General features: G+C 41.8%; 23 protein-coding genes and 5 tRNA genes. 8 read left to right on the forward strand and 20 right to left on the reverse strand.

Annotation, left to right across the window (positions count from 1 at the left end; genetic code table 11):
* The first annotated feature begins 53 nt into the window (after positions 1-53).
* The 3 genes from E7413_01980 to E7413_01990 all read left to right on the forward strand — a co-directional run bounded on the left by E7413_01980 (position 54) and on the right by E7413_01990 (position 2,972).
* Entirely contained in the window at positions 54-833 is a 780-nt protein-coding gene (locus E7413_01980; GenBank protein MBE7018635.1) for an aldolase, read from the forward strand.
* 153 nt (positions 834-986) lie between these two features.
* Positions 987-2,327, forward strand: a complete 1,341-nt coding sequence (locus E7413_01985; GenBank protein MBE7018636.1) for a uracil-xanthine permease — start codon at positions 987-989, stop codon at positions 2,325-2,327.
* 15 nt (positions 2,328-2,342) lie between these two features.
* Complete coding sequence (locus E7413_01990) at positions 2,343-2,972, forward strand: uracil phosphoribosyltransferase (GenBank protein MBE7018637.1); 630 nt, start codon at positions 2,343-2,345, stop codon at positions 2,970-2,972.
* Positions 2,973-3,039: 67 nt separating this feature from the next.
* Here the strand turns inward: E7413_01990 and E7413_01995 are convergent, their stop codons facing one another.
* Positions 3,040-4,665: a hypothetical protein gene (locus E7413_01995; protein MBE7018638.1), complete on the reverse strand. Its 1,626-nt coding sequence runs from the start codon at positions 4,663-4,665 to the stop codon at positions 3,040-3,042.
* A gap of 107 nt (positions 4,666-4,772) precedes the next feature.
* On the opposite strand from E7413_01995, the gene E7413_02000 reads away from it, so the two are divergent.
* The gene (locus E7413_02000) at positions 4,773-4,991 is read left to right on the forward strand and encodes a helix-turn-helix transcriptional regulator (protein ID MBE7018639.1); all 219 of its coding nucleotides are present in this window, start codon (positions 4,773-4,775) and stop codon (positions 4,989-4,991) included.
* A 49-nt stretch (positions 4,992-5,040) separates the two neighbouring features.
* On the opposite strand, the gene E7413_02005 is transcribed toward E7413_02000, so the two are convergent.
* The 12 genes from E7413_02005 to E7413_02060 all read right to left on the reverse strand — a co-directional run bounded on the left by E7413_02005 (position 5,041) and on the right by E7413_02060 (position 11,493).
* Positions 5,041-6,369 carry an MATE family efflux transporter gene (locus E7413_02005; GenBank protein ID MBE7018640.1) on the reverse strand — a complete coding sequence of 443 codons (1,329 nt, stop codon included), beginning with the start codon at positions 6,367-6,369 and terminating at the stop codon, positions 5,041-5,043.
* Positions 6,370-6,673: 304 nt separating this feature from the next.
* A tRNA-Lys gene (locus E7413_02010) sits at positions 6,674-6,749 on the reverse strand.
* Positions 6,750-6,755: 6 nt separating this feature from the next.
* A tRNA-Gln gene (locus E7413_02015) sits at positions 6,756-6,831 on the reverse strand.
* Positions 6,832-6,850: 19 nt separating this feature from the next.
* Positions 6,851-6,927: transfer RNA gene (locus E7413_02020), tRNA-His, on the reverse strand.
* A 14-nt stretch (positions 6,928-6,941) separates the two neighbouring features.
* Positions 6,942-7,018 (reverse strand) — tRNA-Arg (locus E7413_02025).
* 9 nt (positions 7,019-7,027) lie between these two features.
* Positions 7,028-7,101 (reverse strand) — tRNA-Gly (locus E7413_02030).
* A 223-nt stretch (positions 7,102-7,324) separates the two neighbouring features.
* Positions 7,325-8,083: an imidazole glycerol phosphate synthase subunit HisF gene (hisF, locus tag E7413_02035; protein ID MBE7018641.1), complete on the reverse strand. Its 759-nt coding sequence runs from the start codon at positions 8,081-8,083 to the stop codon at positions 7,325-7,327.
* 15 nt (positions 8,084-8,098) lie between these two features.
* On the reverse strand, positions 8,099-8,635 hold the full coding sequence (locus tag E7413_02040) for an NUDIX hydrolase (GenBank protein MBE7018642.1): 537 nt from the start codon (positions 8,633-8,635) through the stop codon (positions 8,099-8,101).
* Positions 8,636-9,505, reverse strand: coding sequence for a peptide chain release factor N(5)-glutamine methyltransferase (gene prmC / locus E7413_02045; GenBank protein ID MBE7018643.1), 870 nt, complete (start codon positions 9,503-9,505; stop codon positions 8,636-8,638).
* On the reverse strand, positions 9,474-10,433 hold the full coding sequence (locus tag E7413_02050; protein ID MBE7018644.1) for a DUF1385 domain-containing protein: 960 nt from the start codon (positions 10,431-10,433) through the stop codon (positions 9,474-9,476). Before E7413_02050 ends, prmC begins: the two co-directional genes overlap by 32 nt.
* Before the next feature lie 158 nt (positions 10,434-10,591).
* The gene (locus E7413_02055; protein ID MBE7018645.1) at positions 10,592-11,230 is read right to left on the reverse strand and encodes a DUF1648 domain-containing protein; all 639 of its coding nucleotides are present in this window, start codon (positions 11,228-11,230) and stop codon (positions 10,592-10,594) included.
* Complete coding sequence (locus E7413_02060; GenBank protein MBE7018646.1) at positions 11,227-11,493, reverse strand: winged helix-turn-helix transcriptional regulator; 267 nt, start codon at positions 11,491-11,493, stop codon at positions 11,227-11,229. Before E7413_02060 ends, E7413_02055 begins: the two co-directional genes overlap by 4 nt.
* A gap of 482 nt (positions 11,494-11,975) precedes the next feature.
* Between E7413_02060 and E7413_02065 the strand changes: the two genes are divergently transcribed.
* Complete coding sequence (locus E7413_02065) at positions 11,976-12,656, forward strand: hypothetical protein (protein MBE7018647.1); 681 nt, start codon at positions 11,976-11,978, stop codon at positions 12,654-12,656.
* Between the two features lie 48 nt (positions 12,657-12,704).
* Here E7413_02065 and dnaJ read toward each other — a convergent pair whose 3' ends face one another.
* The 4 genes from dnaJ to hrcA all read right to left on the reverse strand — a co-directional run bounded on the left by dnaJ (position 12,705) and on the right by hrcA (position 17,434).
* Entirely contained in the window at positions 12,705-13,847 is a 1,143-nt protein-coding gene (gene dnaJ, locus E7413_02070; GenBank protein ID MBE7018648.1) for a molecular chaperone DnaJ, read from the reverse strand.
* Between the two features lie 93 nt (positions 13,848-13,940).
* Positions 13,941-15,782: a molecular chaperone DnaK gene (dnaK, locus tag E7413_02075; protein ID MBE7018649.1), complete on the reverse strand. Its 1,842-nt coding sequence runs from the start codon at positions 15,780-15,782 to the stop codon at positions 13,941-13,943.
* Between the two features lie 76 nt (positions 15,783-15,858).
* On the reverse strand, positions 15,859-16,389 hold the full coding sequence (gene grpE / locus E7413_02080; GenBank protein ID MBE7018650.1) for a nucleotide exchange factor GrpE: 531 nt from the start codon (positions 16,387-16,389) through the stop codon (positions 15,859-15,861).
* Complete coding sequence (gene hrcA / locus E7413_02085; protein MBE7018651.1) at positions 16,376-17,434, reverse strand: heat-inducible transcription repressor HrcA; 1,059 nt, start codon at positions 17,432-17,434, stop codon at positions 16,376-16,378. The genes grpE and hrcA overlap by 14 nt, the downstream gene beginning before the upstream one ends.
* A 429-nt stretch (positions 17,435-17,863) precedes the next feature.
* Here hrcA and E7413_02090 point away from each other — a divergent pair, with 429 nt between their 5' ends.
* On the forward strand, positions 17,864-18,307 hold the full coding sequence (locus E7413_02090; GenBank protein ID MBE7018652.1) for a hypothetical protein: 444 nt from the start codon (positions 17,864-17,866) through the stop codon (positions 18,305-18,307).
* Positions 18,308-18,371: 64 nt separating this feature from the next.
* Here E7413_02090 and E7413_02095 read toward each other — a convergent pair whose 3' ends face one another.
* Genes E7413_02095 through E7413_02105 form a run of 3 tightly spaced genes read right to left on the reverse strand, consistent with a single transcriptional unit; the run spans position 18,372 to position 20,897 of the window.
* On the reverse strand, positions 18,372-18,641 hold the full coding sequence (locus E7413_02095) for an HU family DNA-binding protein (GenBank protein MBE7018653.1): 270 nt from the start codon (positions 18,639-18,641) through the stop codon (positions 18,372-18,374).
* A gap of 50 nt (positions 18,642-18,691) precedes the next feature.
* Complete coding sequence (locus E7413_02100; protein MBE7018654.1) at positions 18,692-19,369, reverse strand: MazG family protein; 678 nt, start codon at positions 19,367-19,369, stop codon at positions 18,692-18,694.
* A 55-nt stretch (positions 19,370-19,424) separates the two neighbouring features.
* Positions 19,425-20,897, reverse strand: coding sequence for a M23 family metallopeptidase (locus E7413_02105; GenBank protein MBE7018655.1), 1,473 nt, complete (start codon positions 20,895-20,897; stop codon positions 19,425-19,427).
* 151 nt (positions 20,898-21,048) lie between these two features.
* Here E7413_02105 and E7413_02110 point away from each other — a divergent pair, with 151 nt between their 5' ends.
* Both E7413_02110 and greA read left to right on the forward strand, forming a co-directional pair.
* Positions 21,049-21,759 (forward strand): hypothetical protein, encoded by a 711-nt coding sequence (locus E7413_02110; GenBank protein MBE7018656.1) that lies wholly within the window; start codon positions 21,049-21,051, stop codon positions 21,757-21,759.
* Between the two features lie 148 nt (positions 21,760-21,907).
* Complete coding sequence (gene greA / locus E7413_02115) at positions 21,908-22,384, forward strand: transcription elongation factor GreA (protein MBE7018657.1); 477 nt, start codon at positions 21,908-21,910, stop codon at positions 22,382-22,384.
* Positions 22,385-22,428: the final 44 nt, after the last annotated feature.

The raw sequence follows: 22,428 nt of genomic DNA on the forward strand, positions 1-22,428 counted from the left end.
TATAATAGGAAAATAGAGTATAAATGTATTGTACATACAGGAGGATTCTCACTATGAATATGAGAAAAAGCAGAGTTTTGGCAAAAATGAGAAACGGTGAAATGGCTGTTTCCTGTAAACTCAATATTTCCGACCCCAGAGGTGCAGAAATTGCTGCAATGAGCGGTTTTGACTGTATCTGGATCGATATGGAACACGTTCCTGCAACCTATCTGGAAGTGGAAAATATTATCCGTGCAGCTAAAATCTACGATGTGGACGTATTGACCCGTGTGGCAAGAGGAAGCTATAATGATTTAATTCGTCCCTTAGAAGCTGATTCTTCCGGAATTATGGTTCCCCACTTAATGAGCTTAGAAGATGCAAAACAGATCGTGTACTACACCAAATTCCATCCTATCGGACGCCGTCCCTTAGACGGTGGTAATGCAGACGGCAAATGGTGTCTGGTAGACGGTAAAGATTACATGGAGCAAGCAAACGACCAGAGATTTGTTGTGGTTCAGATTGAAGACCCCGAACCGCTGGCAGATTTAGAAGAAATCTGTAAACTGCCCGGTATCGATATGATTTTCTTTGGTCCCGCAGACTTCACTCAGGGCTTGGGCTGTCCTCTGGATTTCGCAAATCCCAAAGTGGCAGAAACCCGTGAACTGATTGCAAAAACTGCAAAAAAATACGGAAAATTCGCAGGTACCACCGGCGGTCCCGGCAACATTGCCGAGCTCAGAGATATGGGATATGATTTCGTAAACGTTTGTGCTGACGTTATTATTTTAGGTCAGGGCTACAAACAGGCATTTGATGCGACTGTGGAAGCTTTGAAGAAATAATTATTTCAACATCAAAAAGAGAATCCGTTTTGGATTCTCTTTTTTTATACTCACTTCTATGCTTGACATTTCCCGACAAATTTGATATGATGAAAATAATAAAAAATAAAAAAAACGGATGAGCATCATCCGAAAAAAACGGAGGCGTTTTTCGTGAATTTAATTTACGGCGTAAAAGACAAACCCACATTTGGCAAAACACTGGTATTTGCATTCCAGCAGGTGCTGGCAATTTTAGCGGCAACCATTGCAGTTCCGTCTATCATCGGAAACGGAATGAGTCAGTCTGCAGCACTCTTCGGCGCAGGGATTGGTACTTTGGTGTATCTTTTATTCACCAAATTTAAAAGTCCTGTATTCTTAGGATCCTCTTTTGCATTTATCGGCTCCATGTTTGCAGCCTTTGCAGGCGGCGTTTCTATGGCTCTTGGCTATGCAGGTCTAATTATTGGTACTGCATTTGCCGGTCTTGTGTATGTAGTGATAGCAATTATCGTAAAAATTGCAGGCGTCAAATGGATTAACAAACTAATGCCCCCTGTGGTAATCGGTCCCACCGTTGCCATTATCGGTTTATCTTTGGCAGGCAACGCCGTTGGTGATGTGTTAAAATTCGCCCAGCTTGATGCGGCAAACAGCGTTTATGTGATGGGCACTCAGGCTTGGATTGGCTTCCTTTGTGCACTGGTAACGGTTGCTGTGGTAATCCTCTGCTCTACCTACGGCAAGAAAACCATAAAATTAATTCCCTTTATTATGGGGATTTTAGCAGGTTACCTGGTGGCATCCATCTTTACCGTAATCGGTATGAATACCGGAAATGAAGCATTAAAAATTATCAACTTCCCCACTTGGACAGGCTTATTTGCAACTCCTGATTTCACCTTTCTGACTGCGTTAAAAGGAATTGGCGAAATCACCCCCGGATATATCGCTACTATTGCAGTTGCCTATATTCCCGTTGCTTTTGTTGTATTTGCAGAACATATTGCAGACCACAAAAATTTATCTTCCATCATCGGTTCCGACCTGTTGGAAGAACCCGGTTTACACAGAACCTTATTAGGCGATGGCGTTGGTTCTATTGCCGGTGCATTCTTTGGCGGATGCCCCAACACCACCTACGGAGAATCCGTGGGTTGTGTGGCAATTAGCGGCAACGCTTCTGTAGTAACCATTTTAACCACTGCTATTTTATCAATCGTTGCTTCCTTCTTTACCCCCTTTGTTGCATTTTTAGCCTCCATTCCTGCTTGCGTGATGGGTGGTGTTTGTATCACCTTATACGGTTTTATCGCAGTATCCGGTTTAAAAATGTTGCAAAATGTAGACTTAGGGGAAAATAAGAATCTGTTTGTTGTGGCAACCATTTTAATTACCGGTATCGGAGGTATGGCTCTGCAGATTGGTCAGATTAAAATCACCGCAATCGCTTGCGCATTGATTTTAGGTATTCTGGTTAACTTAATGGTATCCGGAAAAAAAGCCCAGTAAGGAGTAAATAAAAATATGAATAAAGTTACCGTTTTTGATCATCCCTTAATTCAACATAAAACCACCATTCTTCGTCAGAGTTCCACCACCAACAAAGAGTTTCGTGAGCTGGTGGAAGAAATCACCATGTTAATGTGCTACGAAGCACTCCGTGATTTACCCCTAGAAGAAGTGGAAATTGAAACACCCCTAACAAAAACCAGACAAAAAATGTTAAAAGGCAAAAAAATGGCAATTGTGCCGATTCTCCGTGCAGGTCTTGGTATGGTAGAAGGGATGCTTTCCTTGATTCCCTCCGCAAAAGTAGGCCATATCGGCATGTATCGAGACGAAGAAACTATGATTCCCCACGAATACTACTGCAAACTCCCCAAAGACATTGAGGAACGCTTAATCGTGGTGGTAGACCCCATGTTGGCAACCGGTGGCTCTGCCATTGATGCCATCACTCAGATTAAATCCTACGGCGGAAAACAAATTAAGTTCTTATGCTTAATCGCAGCACCCGAAGGGATTGAAGCCCTAACCAAAGCTCATCCCGATGTGGAAGTGTATTGCGCCAACGTGGATGAATGTTTAAACGAACGTTGTTACATCGTTCCCGGTTTAGGGGACGCAGGAGACAGAATCTTCGGCACAAAATAAATTTTTTAGCAATTTCAGTATCAAAAAAGGGATTCCATTTTTGGAATCCCTTTTTATAATGCACTATTTAATGGATGCATTCGTCGCCTGTACTCAGTAAAGAATCGTATACAAGAGAGGGTGATTTTCCCTGATAAATGCAGGAATTGTTTCCATCATATATCATACAATACTCTAAATCTTTTGATACATATACAGCATAGCCATCATCGAAACTAATGAGGTGGTGGCGGTATTTGTCAGCAAAAGCTTCTGATACATAGGTTCCGTTTTTGTCAATAAATCTCCATTTACCATTTTCCCAAACTCGAGCAACACCATTCTTGAAAGGTTCCGCCGTGTCGAATTTGAGTTCCGTCACAAAGTCTCCCTTAGTGTTAATATAACCCCACTTTTCTCCAACCATTACCGCTGCTAACCCTTCGGAAAAACTGTAAGCATTGTCAAACTGAGGCTCTACTATTACATCACCGTTTTTGTCTACAAAACCGGACTTACCATCAACATCTAAAATTGCCAAACCGTCTTCAAAAAACAGAGGAAGATACGCCTGAGGAGTTACCACATAATATCCGCTTTGATCAATACAGCCCCAATCATCTCCAACCACAATATTCGCAATACCGTCTTGAAAATCACCTGCCATATCAAACTGAGGTTCCACTACATAGTAACCATCTGTACCAATATATCCGCACTTGCCATCAACCTCTACTGCCGCTAAACCTTCGGAAAACGGACTTGCAAAATCAAATTGAGGTTTTGCTACATAGGAACCGTCAGTATCAATGTAACCGTATTGATTACTAACTTGCACTACTGCCATGCCTTCCGAAAACGCATTCGCAAAATCAAACCGTGGTGCTATTACATATCGACCGCTTCTGTCAATATATCCCCATTTGTCTCCAACTCTAACATCTGCCAGTCCTTCGGAAAAATCATAAGCATAATCAAACTGAGGTGCTACTGCATAGTAACCATCTGTACCGATATAACCATACTGACCGTTAACTTCTACTACTGCCAGTCCTTCGGAAAAATCATCAGCATAATCAAACTGAGGTGCTACTACATAGTAACCATCTGTACCGATATAACCATACTGACCGTTAACTTCTACTACTGCCAATCCTTCGGAAAAATTTCTGGCCCCATCAAACTGACATGGAATGGCAAGCTCCCCTTGTTGATTCAAATACCCCCATTTTCCTGTTTCGTTGCTCGCAATCAAGGTATATCCACTGTGGAATAAAGGTTTCTCATAAACGCCGTCATCACTGCCAATGGCTACGATTCTTTCCTCTGCAAACCATTCCACAGAAACTCCAAACGATTCGGCAATCGCACGAACCGGTACCAAAGTTCTATCATTCAAGATACAAGCAGGACTGTCTAATGCCACAGCGGCACCGTTGACATACATCGTGGCATCATCCACAGTTAATTCAACGGTAATATCCCCCTTTTGAGAAACAACCGTTCTGGTGGTTTCATTCCAATCCACAGTTGCCCCCAAAGCCTCAAAAATTGCTCGTAAGGGCACCATTGTTCTGTCATTGATAATCTGAGGCGGCACGTCAAAGGCAATTTCATCGCCATAGAGCAACACCTTCAAAGGTTCCTCTGCCATAACAGGCATAGTAGTCACCAACATCAATATTGCCAGCAATAAACCAATCCCACGTTTCATTTGTTTCCAACCTTCTTTTTTATATTTTTCTTTTTATTATAAATCAAACTGGTTTATTTGTCAATATACCATTTTGGTTTGCGGTAAACTATTTCCGAGGTGATTGCATGTACACAAGAATCAGAGAACTTCGGGAAGACCGTGATTTATACCAAAAAGATTTAGCAGAATATCTGCATTGTTCCCAGGTGGCGTATTCTCGTTATGAACTGGGAACCCGTGATATTCCAACAGAAGTGTTAATTAAACTTGCCAAGTATTATCGCACCACCACAGACTACATCTTAGGATTATCCGACAATCCCCACCCCTTTCAAAACCAATAGGTAAAACAAAAAATGACGGCAACCATTATGGAATGCCGTCATTTTTTCCTTATTGTTCATTTTGATCCTGGGGAAGTTTTCTTAAAAAACGAATGGCAACAGGTGCACAGATAAAGAAAGCAAGCACATCCGCAATTGCCTGAGAAGACTGCACACCGAATAATCCGAAAGACTCGGTCAGAATCCACAGGGTAGGAATAAACAAAATACCGCTTCTTAGCATAGACAAAAAGGTTGCCTTTTTGTTTTCCCCGATGCTTTGAAACATCATATTGGCACAGATGGTCATGGGATGGAAAAGCAGTGCAAGAAGCTGTAGTTTTAAGCTGAATGTTCCGATTTCGATTACCACAGGGTCATTGCGGAACATTCCCACCAAATGATTGGAGCATAATAAACCTGCCACTACACATACGCCGAGCAATATTTCTCCTGCCCACATGGTAAAATAAAATGCTTTTTTCACTCTAGAATATATTTTTGCACCATAGTTAAAGGATGCCACAGGCTGAAAGCCTTGTCCAATCCCAAGCCCCACAGCAAAGATAAAGAAAGTGATTTTATTCACAATAGACATTGCTGCCACGGCAGCATCTCCGCCAACACTGCCTGCCAAAATATTTAACGTCATCGTGGCAATACTGGTTAAGCCCTGCCTGCAAAAACTGGGAAATCCCGTTGCCATAATCTGAAAGATTCCCTTGGGATGTTCTTTGGCTAATTTTACACTCAGCTTACTTAAGGTCTTCCCTTTTACAAACATGGAAAGCAAAATGAAAAAGCCAATCATCTGAGAAAGTGCAGTGGCAAGACCAGCTCCCGCAACTCCCATCTTACAACCGAAAATCAGAAGAGGGTCACAGATGATATTTAAGATACCGCCAATGCCAAGACCAATCATGGCAAAAAAAGCTTTTCCTTCATACCGTAAAATATTATTTAAAGCAAAACTTGCCATGGTAAAGGGTGTAGCAATTAAGATATAAATACCATATTGCTTTGCATAAGGCAAAATGGTTTCGGTGCTTCCCAGAATCCGCATCAACGGATCTATCAAAATAAGTCCCAAAACGCCAATCAATGTACCCACTAAAAGACAGGCGACAATGCTTAAAGAGGCAAACACACTTGCACTGTGGGAATCTTTCTGCCCTAATTTTCGTGCGATGATACTACCTGCACCGTGCCCGAACATAAATCCGAACGCCTGAATAATCGCCATCAGCCCAAACACAACACCCACAGCGCCACTGGCACTATTCCCAAGGATCCCCACAAAATAGGTGTCTGCCATATTATAAATATTGGTCACCAGCATACTGATGGTGGTGGGAATTCCTAAGGAAATCACTAACTTACCAATGGGCCAGGTGGTCATTTTTTCATATTGGGTGATTGTTTTTGATTGGGTCAATTTGCTACATCTCTTTTCCTAAAAAATAAAACTATATTATATTATACCATATTTTGTCAGATTTTGCAAGTGGGGAAAGCAGATCTTACTTGGTCGATATTTGGTTTCCCCAAAATAAAAAAGCTTTGCCAAAGGCAAAGCAACCAAACTTCTTCCTTATTCACTATTCCTTATTACTTTCCAAAAATCCGCACAACAATCTTTTAGTGAAGATGGAAAAAGGAATAGGGAAAAAGTAAAAATCCTCATTCTTACGAATGAGGATTTTTGGTGAGCCATCGGCGATTCGAACGCCGGACAACTTGATTAAAAGTCAAGTGCTCTACCGACTGAGCTAATGGCCCATATATTGGCTGGGATAGCTGGACTCGAACCAGCGAATGCAGGAGTCAAAGTCCTGTGCCTTACCGACTTGGCGATATCCCATCATATCAAAGTAATATAATGGGGTGGATAATCGGATTCGAACCGATGACCCCCAGAGCCACAATCTGGTGCTCTAACCAACTGAGCTATACCCACCATAAAAGACAAAGTGGCGCGCCTGAAGAGATTCGAACTCCTGGCCTACTGCTTAGAAGGCAGTTGCTCTATCCGGCTGAGCTACAGGCGCATAAAATAATGGAGCGGGTGATGGGAATCGAACCCACACAATCAGCTTGGAAGGCTGAGATTCTACCATTGAACTACACCCGCATCAGATACAACCTCAAGTTGAATTCAAGCGTCGGGCAACCTACATACACTGTTTAGACCCCTTAAGTGCTTGACCATTATATCAAACAATTTTGGATTTGTCAAGAGTTTTTTTGGATTTTTTATGATTTTTTTTAAATTCTTTCCAAAACCTAAGAGAATGAAGGCTTTTGCGCCTGTTTTTTATTCTGTTTTCTTTTAGGATTTCCAATTTTTTTATTTTTTATAAGCGAACAGGGATGTTTTTTTCTTTCATATGTTCTTTTACCTGACGGATACTTAATTCTTTAAAATGGAACAAAGATGCTGCCAACACCGCATCGGCGTGTCCATCCAGTACAGCTTGGGAAAAATGAGAAAGGTTTCCTGCACCGCCGGATGCAATCACGGGAATTTTTAAGGCGTCTGAAACCAAGCGAGTTAATTCGATATCATAACCCGCTTTGGTGCCGTCTGCATCCATACTGGTGAGTAAGATTTCCCCGGCGCCAAGCTGTTCGCAACGAATTGCCCATTCAATAGCATCAATGCCTGTGTCATTTCGTCCGCCGTGGGTGAAAATGTTGAAGCCGCCGTCTGCACGACGTTTCGCATCAATGGCAACCACCACACACTGAGAACCAAATTTTTCGGCAGCCTCGGTGATTAAAGTGGGGTTATGAATTGCCGCAGTGTTCACCGAAACCTTGTCTGCACCTGCTAAAAGCAGTTCTCTGAAATCTTCTGCTTTACGAATACCGCCTCCCACAGTAAAGGGGATAAACACGTTTTCTGCAACGCTTCTTACCATATCCACGGTAGTTTTACGATTATCGGAAGATGCAGTGATATCCAAAAAAACCAGTTCGTCTGCCCCTTCTTGATCATAAGCACGGGCACATTCTACCGGATCACCCGCATCAATTAAATTTACAAAGTTCACTCCCTTTACCACTCTGCCGTTTGCCACGTCCAGACAAGGGATTACACGTTTTGTCAACATTTTTTGTTACCTCATTTATTTGGATAGATACCGTGCCAGTTTTAAAATGGCAACCACGGTTTTGGCATCCTTGATTTCATTTTTGTCCACCAGATCGAGAAGCTCGTCCAAAGTGAAAAATTCCACATCTAAAAATTCGTCTACATCTAAGTGCTGTTCCCCTTTGGTGAGCCCCTTTGCATAATAGATATGCAAGGTTTCGGTTAAAAAGCCAACAGAAGGATACAAGGCGCCAAAATAAATATATTCTTTTGCAGAAAAACCGGTTTCTTCCAGAAATTCACGCTTACCACACTCAAAATGGTCTTCTCCGTAGTTTAATTTCCCTGCAGGCACTTCTAAAAGAACACGTCCAAACGGTGCTCTGAATTGACGCACCATGGGGATTTTTCCGTCATCCGTCACACCAATCACACAAACACCGCCGGGATGCTCCACAATTTCACGGCTGGCTAAGGTACCATCTTCCAGCTCCACGGTGTCTTCTCTTAAGTTGATAACTCTTCCTTCAAAATATCGTTTGGTATCTAAGGTTTTTTCAGTTAATTTCATTTAAAAAGCTCCTTTTTTCACAAGAATCACCCGCTCCACACCGAAATAATCGGAAATAATTTCAGGTTTTCCCAAAGGTTTCATAATATCAGCTACCAAAAAATGTTGATTGATGCCGATTTCCACGGCAAGGATTCCCCCATCAGAAAGATACTTCTTTGCAAGCTCCGTCAATCGGCGGTAAAACAGCAATCCGTCTCCACCGTCGGTTAACGCCATTTTGGGTTCGTAATCCACCACATCAGTCATTAAATACTGCATATCCGAAAACGGAATATACGGGGGATTAGACACAATCACATCATATTGTTTTTCCAACTCTTCTTTTAAAATATCTTTTTTAAAAATATTTACATCAGCACCTAATGTTTGGGCATTTTCTTTGGAAACAGCAATTGCCTCAGGTGAGAGTTCGTATAAGTCCACGTTTTGCCCCGATTCCAACGAAATGGTGATGCCGATGCATCCCGAGCCGGAACATAAATCTGCAATGGCAACCGGTTCTTTCGGCAAGCGTTCCAGCACAGCTGAAACTAAGTTTTCCGTTTCGGGACGGGGAATCAGAACACCCTCCCGCACATGAAAATTACGGGAAAAAAATTCCTTTTTCCCCGTAATATAGGATAAGGGTTTTCCCTCTTTGCGTTCGCCAATCAAACGGAAATAATCCTCTTTGATATCCTCAGCATTGTCTGACAGATACAAAGGAAGTTTTCCGAAATCAATCTTTAACAGATGCTCTAAAATGGCACGGGCATCTATTTTGGGAGATTCGCACTCCCTGAGCATCAAAATACCCTGCTCATATAATTCTTTTACCGTCATTTTTTTGCCACTTTTACCACTTGGTAGATTCGTTGGATTTTTCATCAGGTAATACGGCAGTTAACGCTGCGATGGCCACTTCAATCATAGAATCGTCAGGCTCTTTGGTGGTCAGATGCTGCAACCATACACCGGGCTTGGAAAGCATTTTTGTAAACCAGTTGGAGCATTTGCCTGCATATTTGATCAGTTCATAGGAAAGCCCTGCAACCACGGGAAGCAAGCAGATTCTCCAAAGAATCTTCATCCACACATTATCGGCAGCAGGCACAAAAAAGAACACAATCACAGACACTATCATCACCAGCACCAAAAAGCTGGTACCGCAACGGGGGTGAAAACGGGTGTGCTTTTTCACGTTTTCCACAGTTAATTCATCACCGTATTCATAAGCGAAAATGGTTTTATGCTCTGCACCATGATACTGAAATACTCGCTGAATGTCTTTCATACGGGAAATCAGCAACATATAGCACACAAACAAAACCATACGAATGCATCCTTCGATTAACACCGAAAGGCTTTCAGGCACTGTGGTACCCATCCAAGTGCTGACCCATTCTACCGCTAATTTCGGCAGAATCATAAACAGCCCTACTCCAAGGAATAAGGAAATCAACACAGAGATATACATAAAGATATCAAACAGCTTATCTCCAAATTTTTCCATCAGCCATTTTTCAAATTTGCTCATCTGCTCGGTGTCGTCCTCCAAGTCACATTCCTTGGCAGAAAACATCAGGCATTGAACCCCTGTAAAAAGGGATTCAAAAAATGCTAAAAAGCCTCTTAAAATCGGCACTTTATTCAATTTCCATTTTTTGATGAAGGAATTGCTTTCCTTTTTATCCACCAAAATACTACCGTCACTTTTGCGGACAGCGGTTGCCATACAAGTAGGCCCCTTCATCATAATTCCCTCAATCACCGCCTGACCGCCGATGGAGGTGGGCGTACATTTCTTTTGTTCCATATAATCAATATCCTTTCCCAACAGTTTGTTCTGCCGAAGACAACATAAACATAAAAAATATCAGAAGAAGTCCTTTGAAAAAACACAAACTTCTCCTGATACTCATTATACAATAGTTTTGTGAAAAAATCAAGAAGTTTTTCGCATCTTTCGGGAGATTATGACCGCTTTTGATGTTTTCTGCTCACATAAATTGTATACACAGCAGAAGCCACCCCAAACGGAATGAGTAAAATCAGCCACACCACGGATGCTTCTGCAGGAAGCAAGATGCTCAAGAGCCCCAAAACGCCCATAATCACCATTCCAAATCCTGTAAAACGGTTGATTTTTTTTGCAACTTCGGGTTCAAAATTGTAATGCTTCACGTAACTGAGTTTTGGCAGATAATTGCCTAATGTCACAAACATAATCCCTACAATACAAACCGCCACTCTGCGAATGTCGATTGCCCATCCCATACTGTAGCCCAAGGTCACAAAATACAGCACCACCGTAACGGCGGGAATCATCCATTTAGACAACAGTTCCATTTTTTTATTCCCCGAATATCTTTGAACCCCAAAATCAGTCATCAAGCAACAAAACATCTGAAACGCCACCATAATCACAGGCAATCCGAACACCGCAAAGGCTTTTGTCGCATAATTATCAGGTTGATTATTGATATTAAAATGAATGGCAATTTGATCGGGCAATTGATTCCACACGCTTAGCCCAAACAAAATGGGTGACAGCGTAATCACGCAGGTAATCATTAATATATTCCACTTAATCTTTTTCATTTCTTTCATCATTTCTTCCCTCCCAAGGCGTAAATCCAGCTTAACAGTTCTTCAAACACAGAGGTATTGATTTCATAATAAATGAAATTTTTATATTTTTGTTCGCAAATTAAGTCTGCACTCTTTAATTTGGATAAATGATAGGAAACAGTTGCACCCGTTAGCAAAAAATGTTCTCCGATTTCCCCTGCCGACTTTCTGCCGTTTTTTAAAAGCTGCAGAATATCTCTTCTCACAGGGTCGGACAAAGCTTTCATCGTTTCATTCATTCCCATAACGGATTGCTCCTTTTTTCAACAAAGATATTTAGAAATTTATCTAAATAGATTGTAACATAAAAAGATTGGTCCGTCAATATCTATTTCGATAAAATTCTAAATTGCAAGAAATTTCCTTTCGATTTGTATGTATATAAAAAAAATAGCGGAACAGTTGACTTAAAAAAACAAAAGTGATATAATAAAAAAACCACATACTATAATTGAATACGAAAGACCGAATATTTTGTTTGAAATATTCTTGTTTTGTTGCACCCTTATACAACCTGTTTGTGTTCTGTTAAAAACGCAGGCTTTATATGTATGGTTGTATAAGTATTCATATATTAGATTATAGTGTGTGGTAACATGAAATCAAGCCAGCGTTTTTAGTGCGTGGTAAGATTTCTTGCCACGCATTTTTTAATTGCGCGAGAATTTAGAAAGGAGCTTTTTAATTTATCACACAAAACAATTTTGAAAGAAAGGAATTTCGAAAAATGAAAAAATTGCTTATCCTGTTACTTATTAGTACTATGACATTAAGTCTTTGTGCCTGCAGTAATCAAAACGCTGCAAATAGCACTACTGTATCATACGACGATGCTCCCGAAGCAGATTTTAAAAAAATATATGAAGAATGTTCAGAAAATATTGTTGCAGCTGAAAATCAATATATTGGAAAACCGTATCAATTTTCCGGTTGGGTATATGCTGTTAACAAAGAGTTTCTCGCAGTCGTTCCGCTGCAATTCCCCAAATATGCATCATACGGCTCATGGTACCTGGTACGAATCAGTATGCCGGAAGATGAAATGTTAAAAGTGAAAGCAGGCGAATTCATAACCGTTGGAGGCACTTTCAGCGAATTAGATACAACCTCTTCAAAAATGAATAACGGTGTTTACCTCGACAATGTCGTTCCTTTTGAAGGTAAAGTATCCTTTGTGCTTGACTCAGAAACCTTTATGCATATTATGGAAATCAAACAGCCTGACTCCGATATTACCTATCGTTATGTAGTAAAAAAAGCAGACACCATAGAGAATATTGAAGAAGCAACCATCAATGGTGTAACCTTCAAAAAAGATGACTTCGTGCAAGGAACTGCAATGATGACCAGAAAAGATTCATACGTAAACACATACGATATTACCGAAATAGTATCCATCGAAAAATAAAACAATCGCAATACGCAAAAAAAAGAGACGGAAAAATCCGTCTCTTTTTTATGAAAACATATTTTTCAGAGTATCTAAAAATGATTTCTTTTTGCTGTGGCTGGAATCTTCACAGCTTTTTTCAAACTCTTTTAAGATGTCTTTTTGCTTTTGAGTAAGCTTTTTGGGAACTTCCAGCTTGGCAATCACATACTGATTCCCTCTGCCGTTTCCACGAAGGTGAGGAATCCCCTTTCCTTTTAACACAAATTTTGCTTCGGGCTGTGTTCCTTCGGGAACAGTCAGTTCAATCTTACCATCAATGGTGGGAACTACCAATTTGGCACCTAACGCCGCTTCGGTAAAGGTGATGGGCAATTCCACATACACGTCAAAACCTTCTCTGTGGAAGATTTTATCTGCCTGCACACGGATATCTAAGTATAAATCTCCGTTGGGGCCACCGCGAAGACCGGGTTCCCCCTCTCCGCGAACGGTTAAGGTCTGCCCGTCATCAATGCCTTTGGGGATATTGATTTCTAAGGTTTTGGTTTTTCTCACGTGACCGCTTCCGCCGCAGTTTTGACATTTTTCTTTAATAATCTGACCGGTTCCACCACACTGAGAACAAGGGGCAGATGTTTGCATATTGCCAAAAGGTGTCCGCTGAATTCTGCGCACCTCACCACTACCGTGACAGGTGGGACAAACTTCCGGTTGAGTCCCTTTTTTTGCACCGCTGCCGTTACATTCCGGACAGGCATCCTGCTTGGTGATGGTAATTTCCTTACGAACGCCAAAGCAGGCTTCCATAAAGGTGATGGTGACGCTTTTCTGAAGGTCTCTGCCCTTCTGGGGACCGTTTCTTCTGGAACGTCCCCCACCGCCGAAGCCGCCAAAGCCACCGTTGAAAATACTGTCAAAAATATCAGAAAAGCCGCCAAAATCGCTATATGCACCGTAACCTGCGCCTGCACCGCCGTTTTCAAACGCCGCATGACCGAACTGGTCATATTGCTGACGTTTCTGGGGGTCAGACAGCACTTCATAGGCTTCGTTTGCTTCTTTGAATTTGGCTTCTGCTTCTTTATTATCGGGGTTTAAGTCGGGATGATACTTTTTTGCAACCTGGCGGTATGCTTTCTTTAAGTCCGCCTCGCTTGCATCTTTTGATACTCCCAGCACTTCATAATAATCTCGTTTTTGTGCCATAGACTGTCTCTCCATTTACGCAAGATATTTCCGACAGATGGCTCTGCCGGAAATATCGTTTTGGTATTTTAAATTGTAAATCAAATCTGATTCTTATTTATCGTCGTCTACAACGGTGTAATCCGCTTCATAAGCACCGTCGTCACCCTGTGCACCGCCGGTTGCACCTGCGCCACCCACATCAGCACCGCCCATATCGGGAGCACCCTGAGGATAGAGCTTGGAAGCTACGGCATACATTTTCTGAGTGAGGGCTTCGGTACCTGCTTTAATCGCATCGGTATCATCACCTTTTAAGAGTTCTTTTAATTTATCAATTTCTGCCTGGATACCGGATTTATCTTCGTCACTTAACTTGTCACCTGCATCAGCCAAGGTTTTTTCGGTCTGATAAACCATGGAATCTGCCTGATTTCTCACGTCAATTGCTTCTTTTTTCTTCTTATCTTCTGCTGCAAACTGTTCTGCTTCTTTCACAGCTTTATCAATGTCCGCTTCAGATAAGTTGGTAGATGCGGTAATGGTGATGTTCTGTTCTTTGCCGGTGCCTAAATCTTTTGCACTAACATGAACAATACCGTTGGCGTCAATATCGAAGGTAACTTCAATCTGGGGAACACCTCTGGGAGCTGCGGGAATACCGGAAAGCTGGAAGTTTCCTAAGGTTTTATTGTCGGCAGCCATTTCTCTTTCACCCTGCAGAATGTGAACGTCAACAGAAGTCTGACCGTCTGCTGCAGTAGAGAACACCTGACTTTTCTTGGTGGGGATGGTGGTATTTCTTTCAATCAACTTGGTGCAAACACCGCCTAATGTTTCAATACCCAAGGACAGCGGAGTTACGTCTAATAACAGTAAGTCTTTTACATCACCTGCTAATACGCCTGCCTGAATCGCTGCACCAATCGCAACACATTCGTCGGGGTTAATGCCTTTGAAGGGTTCTTTGCCGATGAATTTTTTCACAGCTTCCTGAACTGCAGGAATTCTGGAAGAACCACCAACCAACAGAACTTTTGCAATGTCGGAGGGAGATAAACCTGCATCTGCCATTGCTTTTTTAGTGGGTTCCATGGTAGCCTGAACCAGATCTTCGGTCAACTGATCGAATTTTGCACGGGTTAAGGTGATATCCAAGTGTTTGGGACCGGTTGCATCAGCAGTGATAAAGGGCAGATTGATGTTTGCACTGGTCATACCGGATAATTCAATTTTTGCTTTTTCTGCAGCTTCTTTTAATCTCTGCAGAGCCATTTTGTCGGCACGTAAGTCGATTCCGTTTTCTTTCTGGAATTCGTCTGCTAAATAGTTCATCACTCTGTCGTCAAAGTCGTCACCGCCCAGACGGTTGTTACCGTTGGTAGCCAATACTTCGAACACGCCGTCGCCGATTTCTAAGATAGAAACGTCGAAGGTACCGCCGCCCAAGTCGTAAATCATAATTTTGTGGTCGGTATCTTTATCCAGACCATATGCTAAAGATGCTGCGGTGGGTTCGTTGATAATTCTTAAAACTTCCAAGCCTGCAATTTTGCCGGCATCTTTGGTTGCCTGACGCTGAGAGTCAGAGAAATATGCAGGAACAGTGATAACTGCCTGAGTAACGGTTTCGCCTAAATAGCTTTCCGCATCTGCTTTTAATTTCTGCAGAGTCATTGCGGAAATTTCCTGAGGAGTGTAACCTTTGCCGTCAATATTTACCTTTTTATCGGTACCCATATCTCTTTTGATGGAGCTGATGGTTCTGTCGGGGTTGGTGATTGCCTGTCTTTTTGCAACCTGACCAACTAATCTTTCACCGTTTTTGGTGAATGCAACAACGGAGGGAGTGGTTCTTGCGCCTTCTGCATTGGCGATAACCACCGGTTCGCCACCTTCCATAACTGCCACACAAGAGTTTGTTGTACCTAAGTCAATACCAATAATTTTTGCCATAATCAAATCTTCCTTTCTATTCTCCCATAATGGGACCCTTATAGTTATTAAAAAAATATATATAAAGCTATAAAAGCTATGCTTTTACTTTTACCATACTGTGACGAATCACTCTGTCACCCATCATGTACCCTTTTTGGAGCACTTCCACCACGGTATCGGGTTCCCCGTCGCCTTCTTCTGCTCTTAACACGGCGTTATGCAGTTCGGGGTTAAAAGGTTCGTTTAACGCAGGAATTTCAGTTACCCCGGCTTTTTCCAAAATGGTGTGGAATTGTTTTACGGTGAGCTCAATGCCTGCTTTAAAAGCGTTGCCATCGGTAGCGTCCTGCATTAAGGACAATTCCAAGGTATCCAGAATGGGAAGAATTTTTCCAACGGTGTCTGCAGAAGCAAACTGATAGCTCTGTTCTTTTTCCTTTTGGGTACGTTTTTTGTAGTTTTCAAATTCTGCCATCAGACGAAGATTTTTGTCTGTTAATTCTGCAATCTGCGCTTCTAATTTTGCGGTGGGATTTTCTTCGGAAGCTTCGGTAGTTTCTTCCGCTGTTTCCGTGGTTTCTACGGTTTCTTCCACTGCTTCATTTTGTTTTTTATCTTTCTTCATCGGTTTCTCCTTCAGTATTTTCTAAAATATCGCTCATGAGTTTGGACATAGCTTCCAAAGTGGTAATTACCTTTCCGTAATTCATACGTTTGGGACCGATTACCGCAATGGCACCGTTTCGTCCACCATATGCCTTGTAGGTGGAAACCACCATACTTAAATCTTTATTCTTTAAAATAGGACTTTCGTCTCCAATCACCACGGTAATGCCGTTTTTGTTTTCTTGCGCTGCGGTGTTGATTAAAGAGGTGATTTGCTCTTTATCTTCCACCAGATCCAAAAATCCAAGCACCTTATCTCTGCTGGAAAATTCGGGAGCCTTCAGGGTTTCGGATTTACCGCTGAAATAATATTCACCAAAGCCGGTTGCAGCTAAAGTTTCGGTCACAAATTCCAAAATGATTCCCAAAAGCTCAAAATTATCGTTGAATCTTCGTTTTAAACGTTCCACCTTGTCGGCAGTAATCATTTCCAAAGTGCATCCTGATAATTCCTCATTTAAAATCTGTTTCAAATACAAAATGGAATTCTCATCAATATGAGTTAAGATACGAACTTGCCGCTTCTTTATCATACCCGTGTTGGTCACTAAGATAAACATTAAATAATGTTGGGATGCCTGCACAATTTCAAAATGACTGATGGCACCCGGATTCATACGGGGAGATCCCGTCACAGCGGTAAGACCGGTAGAATCGGAAATGGTTTTTGCGGAAAAGTCCAAAAATCGGTTTAATTCCGACAAATGGTCTTCCATTTTCCGCTTAATCAGTTCCATTTCCATACTGGTGGCACGGATGTTCTCAATCAAACTGTCCACATATAACCGATACGCTAAATTGGAAGGAATTCGTCCTGCCGAAGTGTGAGGCTGAGCAAGATATCCCATTTCCTCCAAATCCGACATTTCGTTTCGAATGGTGGCGGAGGAAAGCCCGATATCACACTTTTTTGCAATGGTACGGGAGCCAACCGGCTCTGCGGTTTCGATATAATCTTCAATCAGCGCCTTTAATATGGCAATTTTTCTGCCGTCCAGATCCATCAATTGGCACCTCTCTTCCTCTCATATGTTATATCAATCGCTGTATTTCCAAGTGTTTTTTATTGTTAGCACTCCTTTTGTTTGAGTGCTAACAACTATAAGATAGCAGATTTGATGCCGTTTGTCAAGCATTTTTATAAAAATTTTTTAAAAAGTGTAAAAAATAAGAACCCGACCCGATGACGCAATCAAAGATTGCGGTCGGGTGCCCCGGAACCTTGTTGTGTTCACAATAAAAGAGGGGTGCCTGATAAATAGCATCTCCTCTGAATCATTTATGATATATAATAGAAAGAAATTTCAAAAATTCATTTTTCAACACCTGTTGCTGATTTTTCCACACAACTGCTGTTCGCCTCGCAAAAATGAATTTTAGGAAAAATTTTTTCGTCATAATTCTTGTATTTTCTTGGTTTTTCGGGTAAGCTGATGCCAAATTCAAACAAAAAAAGGAGAATATGTGCCATGCTAAACCAACAAACCATCCAAACTTTTCTGACCACACAAATTTCAAAAGAACCGCCCTGCTTCATCCCTGAAATTTTGGAGCATCACTATGACCGTTTCTTATGCTCCTTGCACTTTTCGCCCGCTTTAAAAGGATACCCTTATTTAAAGCAAGCCTTTTATCACGAGCATCAGAACCGCCATAACCTACCTGCCCTGACCAAAGACATTTATGAAGAAATCGCCAAACTGTATCGCACACAAATTGCCGCCGTAGAACGCTGCATCACCTTTTCTGTCCAGAAAGCATACAAAAAGAATCCCGCCGGCTTCCGTCCCTTCTTTCCCGACTGCCAGAAGGCCCCTTCTAATTTCCGATTTATTAAAACCGTTTCTTTGCACCTGAACAATTCACAGGAACAATAATCGTTTTGATACAACAAAAAAGGTATCGGCAAATGCCGATACCTTTTTTACAATAAGAAAACTCTTATTTAATAGCGTCTTTGAAAGCTTTACCAGCTTTGAAAACAGGAGCTTTGGAAGCAGGAATTTTGATTTCTTCTTTGGTCTGGGGATTTCTGCCGATTCTTGCAGCTCTTTCTTTCACTTCGAAAGTGCCGAAGCCCATGATAGCTACTTTATCTCCTTTTTTTAATGCGCCGGTGATTGCATCGATGGTTGCTGCTAATGCTTTTTCAGCTTCGGTTTTTTTGAAACCAGCTGCTGCGATTGCTGCAACTAATTCAGCTTTGTTCATTTCGATTTCCTCCATAATAAATTTATTATTTTAAAAATTTTTTCCTTAGGTTATGATTCAAATCTTGCAATATACTTTTCATTCTGGGTATACATGGCAGTTTCCAAATCAATTTTCTTTGCAGTAAACATTTCCACCAAAGTGGTCATCATCTCGCAAAGGGTTTCTTCCGAGGCAGAATCTCCCTCATCCCTTACATTATCCAACATTTTCTGCAGTTTGTCAATATTTTTTGAGAAAATAATTTCATTTTTATGCATTTTTTTGGATTTTTCCGCCAAAATTGAGGCGCGAAGCACCGAAGGAAGGTGTTTTGCAGTGCTTTTTAAGGTGTATTCTTCCTTTTTTTCACCTTTTTTGATTTCTTCCCAACGGGTTAAAATCCCGGAAACAGACTGATCCTCTACCTCGCCGAACACATGAGGATGCCGACGAATCATTTTTTTGGAAATGGTGTCGATCACATCTTCCACGGTGAAAGTGCCTTCTTCCTTTCCGATTTGCGCATTCATCACAATCTGGAGTAACACATCCCCTAATTCGTCACACATTTTTGCACGGTTTCCTTCGTGGAGGGCATCAATGTATTCATAACTTTCTTCAATCAAATTTTTCTTTAGGCTATCATAAGTCTGTTCCCGGTCCCAGGAGCATCCCCCGGGACTTCTTAAAATCTCAATAATTTCACAAAAATCCGAAAAACTGTATCGTTCTTTCTTGGTATCCATAGTTCTTCTCCGTTACGCTGTGGCGTTAACCCCAAGCATTTTTTATTTTCAAAGTTTAATTCACATAATTGGAAGGATTCTGGCAAACCCCGTTTTTACGAACCTCAAAATGCAGGTGCGGGCCTGTGGAGTTTCCTGTGTTTCCGATTGCGCCAATATGAGAGCCCTTACCCACCTGCTGACCGTAGGTTACGGAGATACTGCTCAAATGGGCATAACAGGTTTCCAGACCGTTTCCGTGGCTGATTTTTATCATTTTTCCGTAAGAACCGTTCCAACCTGCAAAAGTAACGGTTCCGCCATCTGCCGCAACTACCGAATCACCGGTGCTGCCGGCATAGTCAATTCCTGTGTGCGTAGAAGCCCAACGGGAACCGCTGGAGCCAAATCTTGCAGTTACAGCACCATAATACGGACGCATCATCACGCCTGTGGGCGCATTTTTCGGTTTTTCCTTAGTACCCACAATCACCACCTCGGTAACAGGTTCGCTTAACACGGTTTCCGATAACACTTTTCGGTCTGTGACCGTATGATTTACACGGGTGATTTCATATTCCACATCTTTTTTACCGAGAATTCCGGCAGAAACCACCTGACGGGTTCCTTCATACATAGAAGCATCCGGCTGCTCCTCCACCGCAAAAGGAATCTGCTCCTCAATCCTGATTACTTCAGTGGATTCCACTGCAACCAAGGGCTGAGGCGCCATTACAGTAATGGTGGCTCCCTGCTGAAGATACTCCGGCACAATTCCCGGATTGGCATCCAACAGCTGCTGTGTTCCAACCCCGTAATCCAACGCAATGGAGGAGAAAGTTTCTCCTGCTGCTACCTTATGGGTTAAACGGGCATCCTTGGTGCCGTTTAACACCCCGATGGCATCTTCTTCTCCCATAATCAGGTCTTTTTGTACCCGACAAGGCTCCACAATCACAGAATTGGCAAAATGGGTTTCTCCGGATTCTGTCTGATATTTTTCCTCAATCTGAGCTAGAGCATCATAACCGTCCTGCTCCGATTGCAACGCAACCACAACTTTTCCGTCCACCATAATCCCGTATGCGGGAGTCAAGCCGTCAAAAGCAGCGGTAATTTTATTCTTGACAAGTTCTTCACTTTGCACCATATCACTGCTGACCGGAACCAGGTGGAAGGATGCATTTTCAAATTTATAATCCATACCTTTTACGGCAACAATTTCATCATAAGCCGTAAAAATAGAGGTTCGTGCCATTGCCTGAGATCCGACCACACCAAAACTTTTGCCGTTTACTACAACACGGTAGCCAAAATCCAGTCGCACACTGCAACATAGGGCAATAAAGATGATTGCATACAGAAAAAAGGATTGTCGAAACATCACTCTTTCTCCGCAATTCTCAGCTCTTTCTTGTATGAAATTCCACATTCTTCCAACAGGATTCTTCTCCCTATCTGTACGGGATTTTTTTGATTTCCTGCCGGGGAATCTGAATTTATCCGTCACCGAATCATCCTTTCTGATTTTAAAGGTAACATTACTCATATATCACCGATTTTATTGTACCACATTCTTCTAAAAAAATCAACCCTTTCAAGTGATTTGCGCATATTTTTCCGTTTCCGGCATATGTTAAAACAGAAAAATAACTGTTTTTCAAACTTTGGAACCGTTGGTTTGAAAGGAGAAATTTTCTGTGATCACCCTTGTGAGAGTCCTGCCCAAAAAACACCGCAAATTCTGTTTTTCGTTGCATCCCTACCACATTACAACAGACTTCGTCGGTGAAGAATCCGTTCTGATTTACAATCTCCGACCTTGGTTAAAACCTTTGTTCCCAAAAATCTTAAAGCACCTCAAAAAAAAGCACCCCGACCTGATTGATACAGAGCAGCCAAACACCAAAAACAAACTTTCCCCAACACAATTATACCCAAAATTAGAAGAAATTTTCACTTTGACAAACGCGGGAACTCCCCAAAGCTTTGCCATCCTTTGCCATAACGAAGAAGAAAAGCTCTTACATCTTCTGGAAATTCTCAGCCCCTTTGCCAGGACTGTCAGTTTGGTTACCGACAACCCACCTTCCAGCGAACAGACAGAAACCGTTCTGCAAACCGCACTGGAAAACTACGGCTTAACCGTAACCCAACGAAGCATCCACCAATTAGGAGAAGTTGACCTGCTTCTGCTGGTTTCCGGTCAGTTTGACCTTTCCTCCATCCAATGCGGCAATTTTATCAATTTAAGTGGTCATCCCGTTTCGGTTTCCGTTCCGATGCTGACAGACTTTGCCGCAAAAGAAACCACCGATTTTTTATCAAGACACCCTGAGCTTTTCATCAAACACGCTCACCTACTCCCCCAAAACGCAAAAATCTCCCGTCTGATTTGGCAATATTGTTAAAAATATACAGAAAATCAAAAAAATAAGTTGACAAATCAAAAAAAATGTATATAATAGTATTTGCTATGTTATTTTGCCTTTTTATGGTTTCGGGAAGGCTATTTGCAAAAACTACCGAAACAAAATTCAAAGTAGAGGATGATATCGAATGGAAAAAGCAACGATTTTAACCAGCGAAGGCTTAAAAAAATATGAAACCGAACTGGCTTATCTGAAGGACACCAAGCGTATCGAAGTAGCAGAAAAAATCAAAGAAGCACGTTCTTTTGGTGACTTATCTGAAAATGCAGAATATGATGCCGCGAAAAAAGAACAGGCAGAATTGGAAGAAAGAATCGCCAAAATCGAACATATGTTAAAAAACGTAACCGTGGTGGAAGAAGATGAAATTTCTACCGACACTGTTACCATCGGTTCTAAAGTGAAAGTATTGGACGTGGAAGAAAAAGAAGAACTGGTTCTGCAGATTGTGGGCTCCAACGAAGCAGACCCCTTCAACGATAAAATTTCCAATGAATCCCCCGTGGGTGCAGGATTACTGGGCAAGAAAAAAGGCAAAACCGTAACCATCACCACCCCCTCCGGTTTCACCACCAAATACAAAATTTTAGACATTACCAAATAACACACTCTGAGCCGTGCAAGCAGCTTTCAAAAAAGAAGCCGCTT

It is taken from the genome of Oscillospiraceae bacterium (assembly GCA_015068645.1).
Classification (GTDB): Bacteria; Bacillota; Clostridia; order UMGS1840; family UMGS1840; genus SIG452.

What these genes read in the sequence shown, in the direction of transcription:
- E7413_01980 (MBE7018635.1), top strand. Translation starts at nt 54, where the DNA reads ATGAATATGAGAAAAAGCAGAGTTTTGGCAAAAATGAGAAACGGTGAA.
- E7413_01990 (MBE7018637.1), top strand. Translation starts at nt 2,343, where the DNA reads ATGAATAAAGTTACCGTTTTTGATCATCCCTTAATTCAACATAAAACC.
- E7413_01995 (MBE7018638.1), bottom strand. Translation starts at nt 4,665, where the DNA reads ATGAAACGTGGGATTGGTTTATTGCTGGCAATATTGATGTTGGTGACT.
- E7413_02000 (MBE7018639.1), top strand. Translation starts at nt 4,773, where the DNA reads ATGTACACAAGAATCAGAGAACTTCGGGAAGACCGTGATTTATACCAA.
- E7413_02005 (MBE7018640.1), bottom strand. Translation starts at nt 6,369, where the DNA reads ATGACCACCTGGCCCATTGGTAAGTTAGTGATTTCCTTAGGAATTCCC.
- hisF (MBE7018641.1), bottom strand. Translation starts at nt 8,083, where the DNA reads ATGTTGACAAAACGTGTAATCCCTTGTCTGGACGTGGCAAACGGCAGA.
- E7413_02040 (MBE7018642.1), bottom strand. Translation starts at nt 8,635, where the DNA reads ATGAAATTAACTGAAAAAACCTTAGATACCAAACGATATTTTGAAGGA.
- prmC (MBE7018643.1), bottom strand. Translation starts at nt 9,505, where the DNA reads ATGAAAAATCCAACGAATCTACCAAGTGGTAAAAGTGGCAAAAAAATG.
- E7413_02050 (MBE7018644.1), bottom strand. Translation starts at nt 10,433, where the DNA reads ATGGAACAAAAGAAATGTACGCCCACCTCCATCGGCGGTCAGGCGGTG.
- E7413_02055 (MBE7018645.1), bottom strand. Translation starts at nt 11,230, where the DNA reads ATGATGAAAGAAATGAAAAAGATTAAGTGGAATATATTAATGATTACC.
- E7413_02060 (MBE7018646.1), bottom strand. Translation starts at nt 11,493, where the DNA reads ATGGGAATGAATGAAACGATGAAAGCTTTGTCCGACCCTGTGAGAAGA.
- E7413_02065 (MBE7018647.1), top strand. Translation starts at nt 11,976, where the DNA reads ATGAAAAAATTGCTTATCCTGTTACTTATTAGTACTATGACATTAAGT.
- dnaJ (MBE7018648.1), bottom strand. Translation starts at nt 13,847, where the DNA reads ATGGCACAAAAACGAGATTATTATGAAGTGCTGGGAGTATCAAAAGAT.
- dnaK (MBE7018649.1), bottom strand. Translation starts at nt 15,782, where the DNA reads ATGGCAAAAATTATTGGTATTGACTTAGGTACAACAAACTCTTGTGTG.
- grpE (MBE7018650.1), bottom strand. Translation starts at nt 16,389, where the DNA reads ATGAAGAAAGATAAAAAACAAAATGAAGCAGTGGAAGAAACCGTAGAA.
- hrcA (MBE7018651.1), bottom strand. Translation starts at nt 17,434, where the DNA reads ATGGATCTGGACGGCAGAAAAATTGCCATATTAAAGGCGCTGATTGAA.
- E7413_02090 (MBE7018652.1), top strand. Translation starts at nt 17,864, where the DNA reads ATGCCAAATTCAAACAAAAAAAGGAGAATATGTGCCATGCTAAACCAA.
- E7413_02095 (MBE7018653.1), bottom strand. Translation starts at nt 18,641, where the DNA reads ATGAACAAAGCTGAATTAGTTGCAGCAATCGCAGCAGCTGGTTTCAAA.
- E7413_02100 (MBE7018654.1), bottom strand. Translation starts at nt 19,369, where the DNA reads ATGGATACCAAGAAAGAACGATACAGTTTTTCGGATTTTTGTGAAATT.
- E7413_02105 (MBE7018655.1), bottom strand. Translation starts at nt 20,897, where the DNA reads ATGAGTAATGTTACCTTTAAAATCAGAAAGGATGATTCGGTGACGGAT.
- greA (MBE7018657.1), top strand. Translation starts at nt 21,908, where the DNA reads ATGGAAAAAGCAACGATTTTAACCAGCGAAGGCTTAAAAAAATATGAA.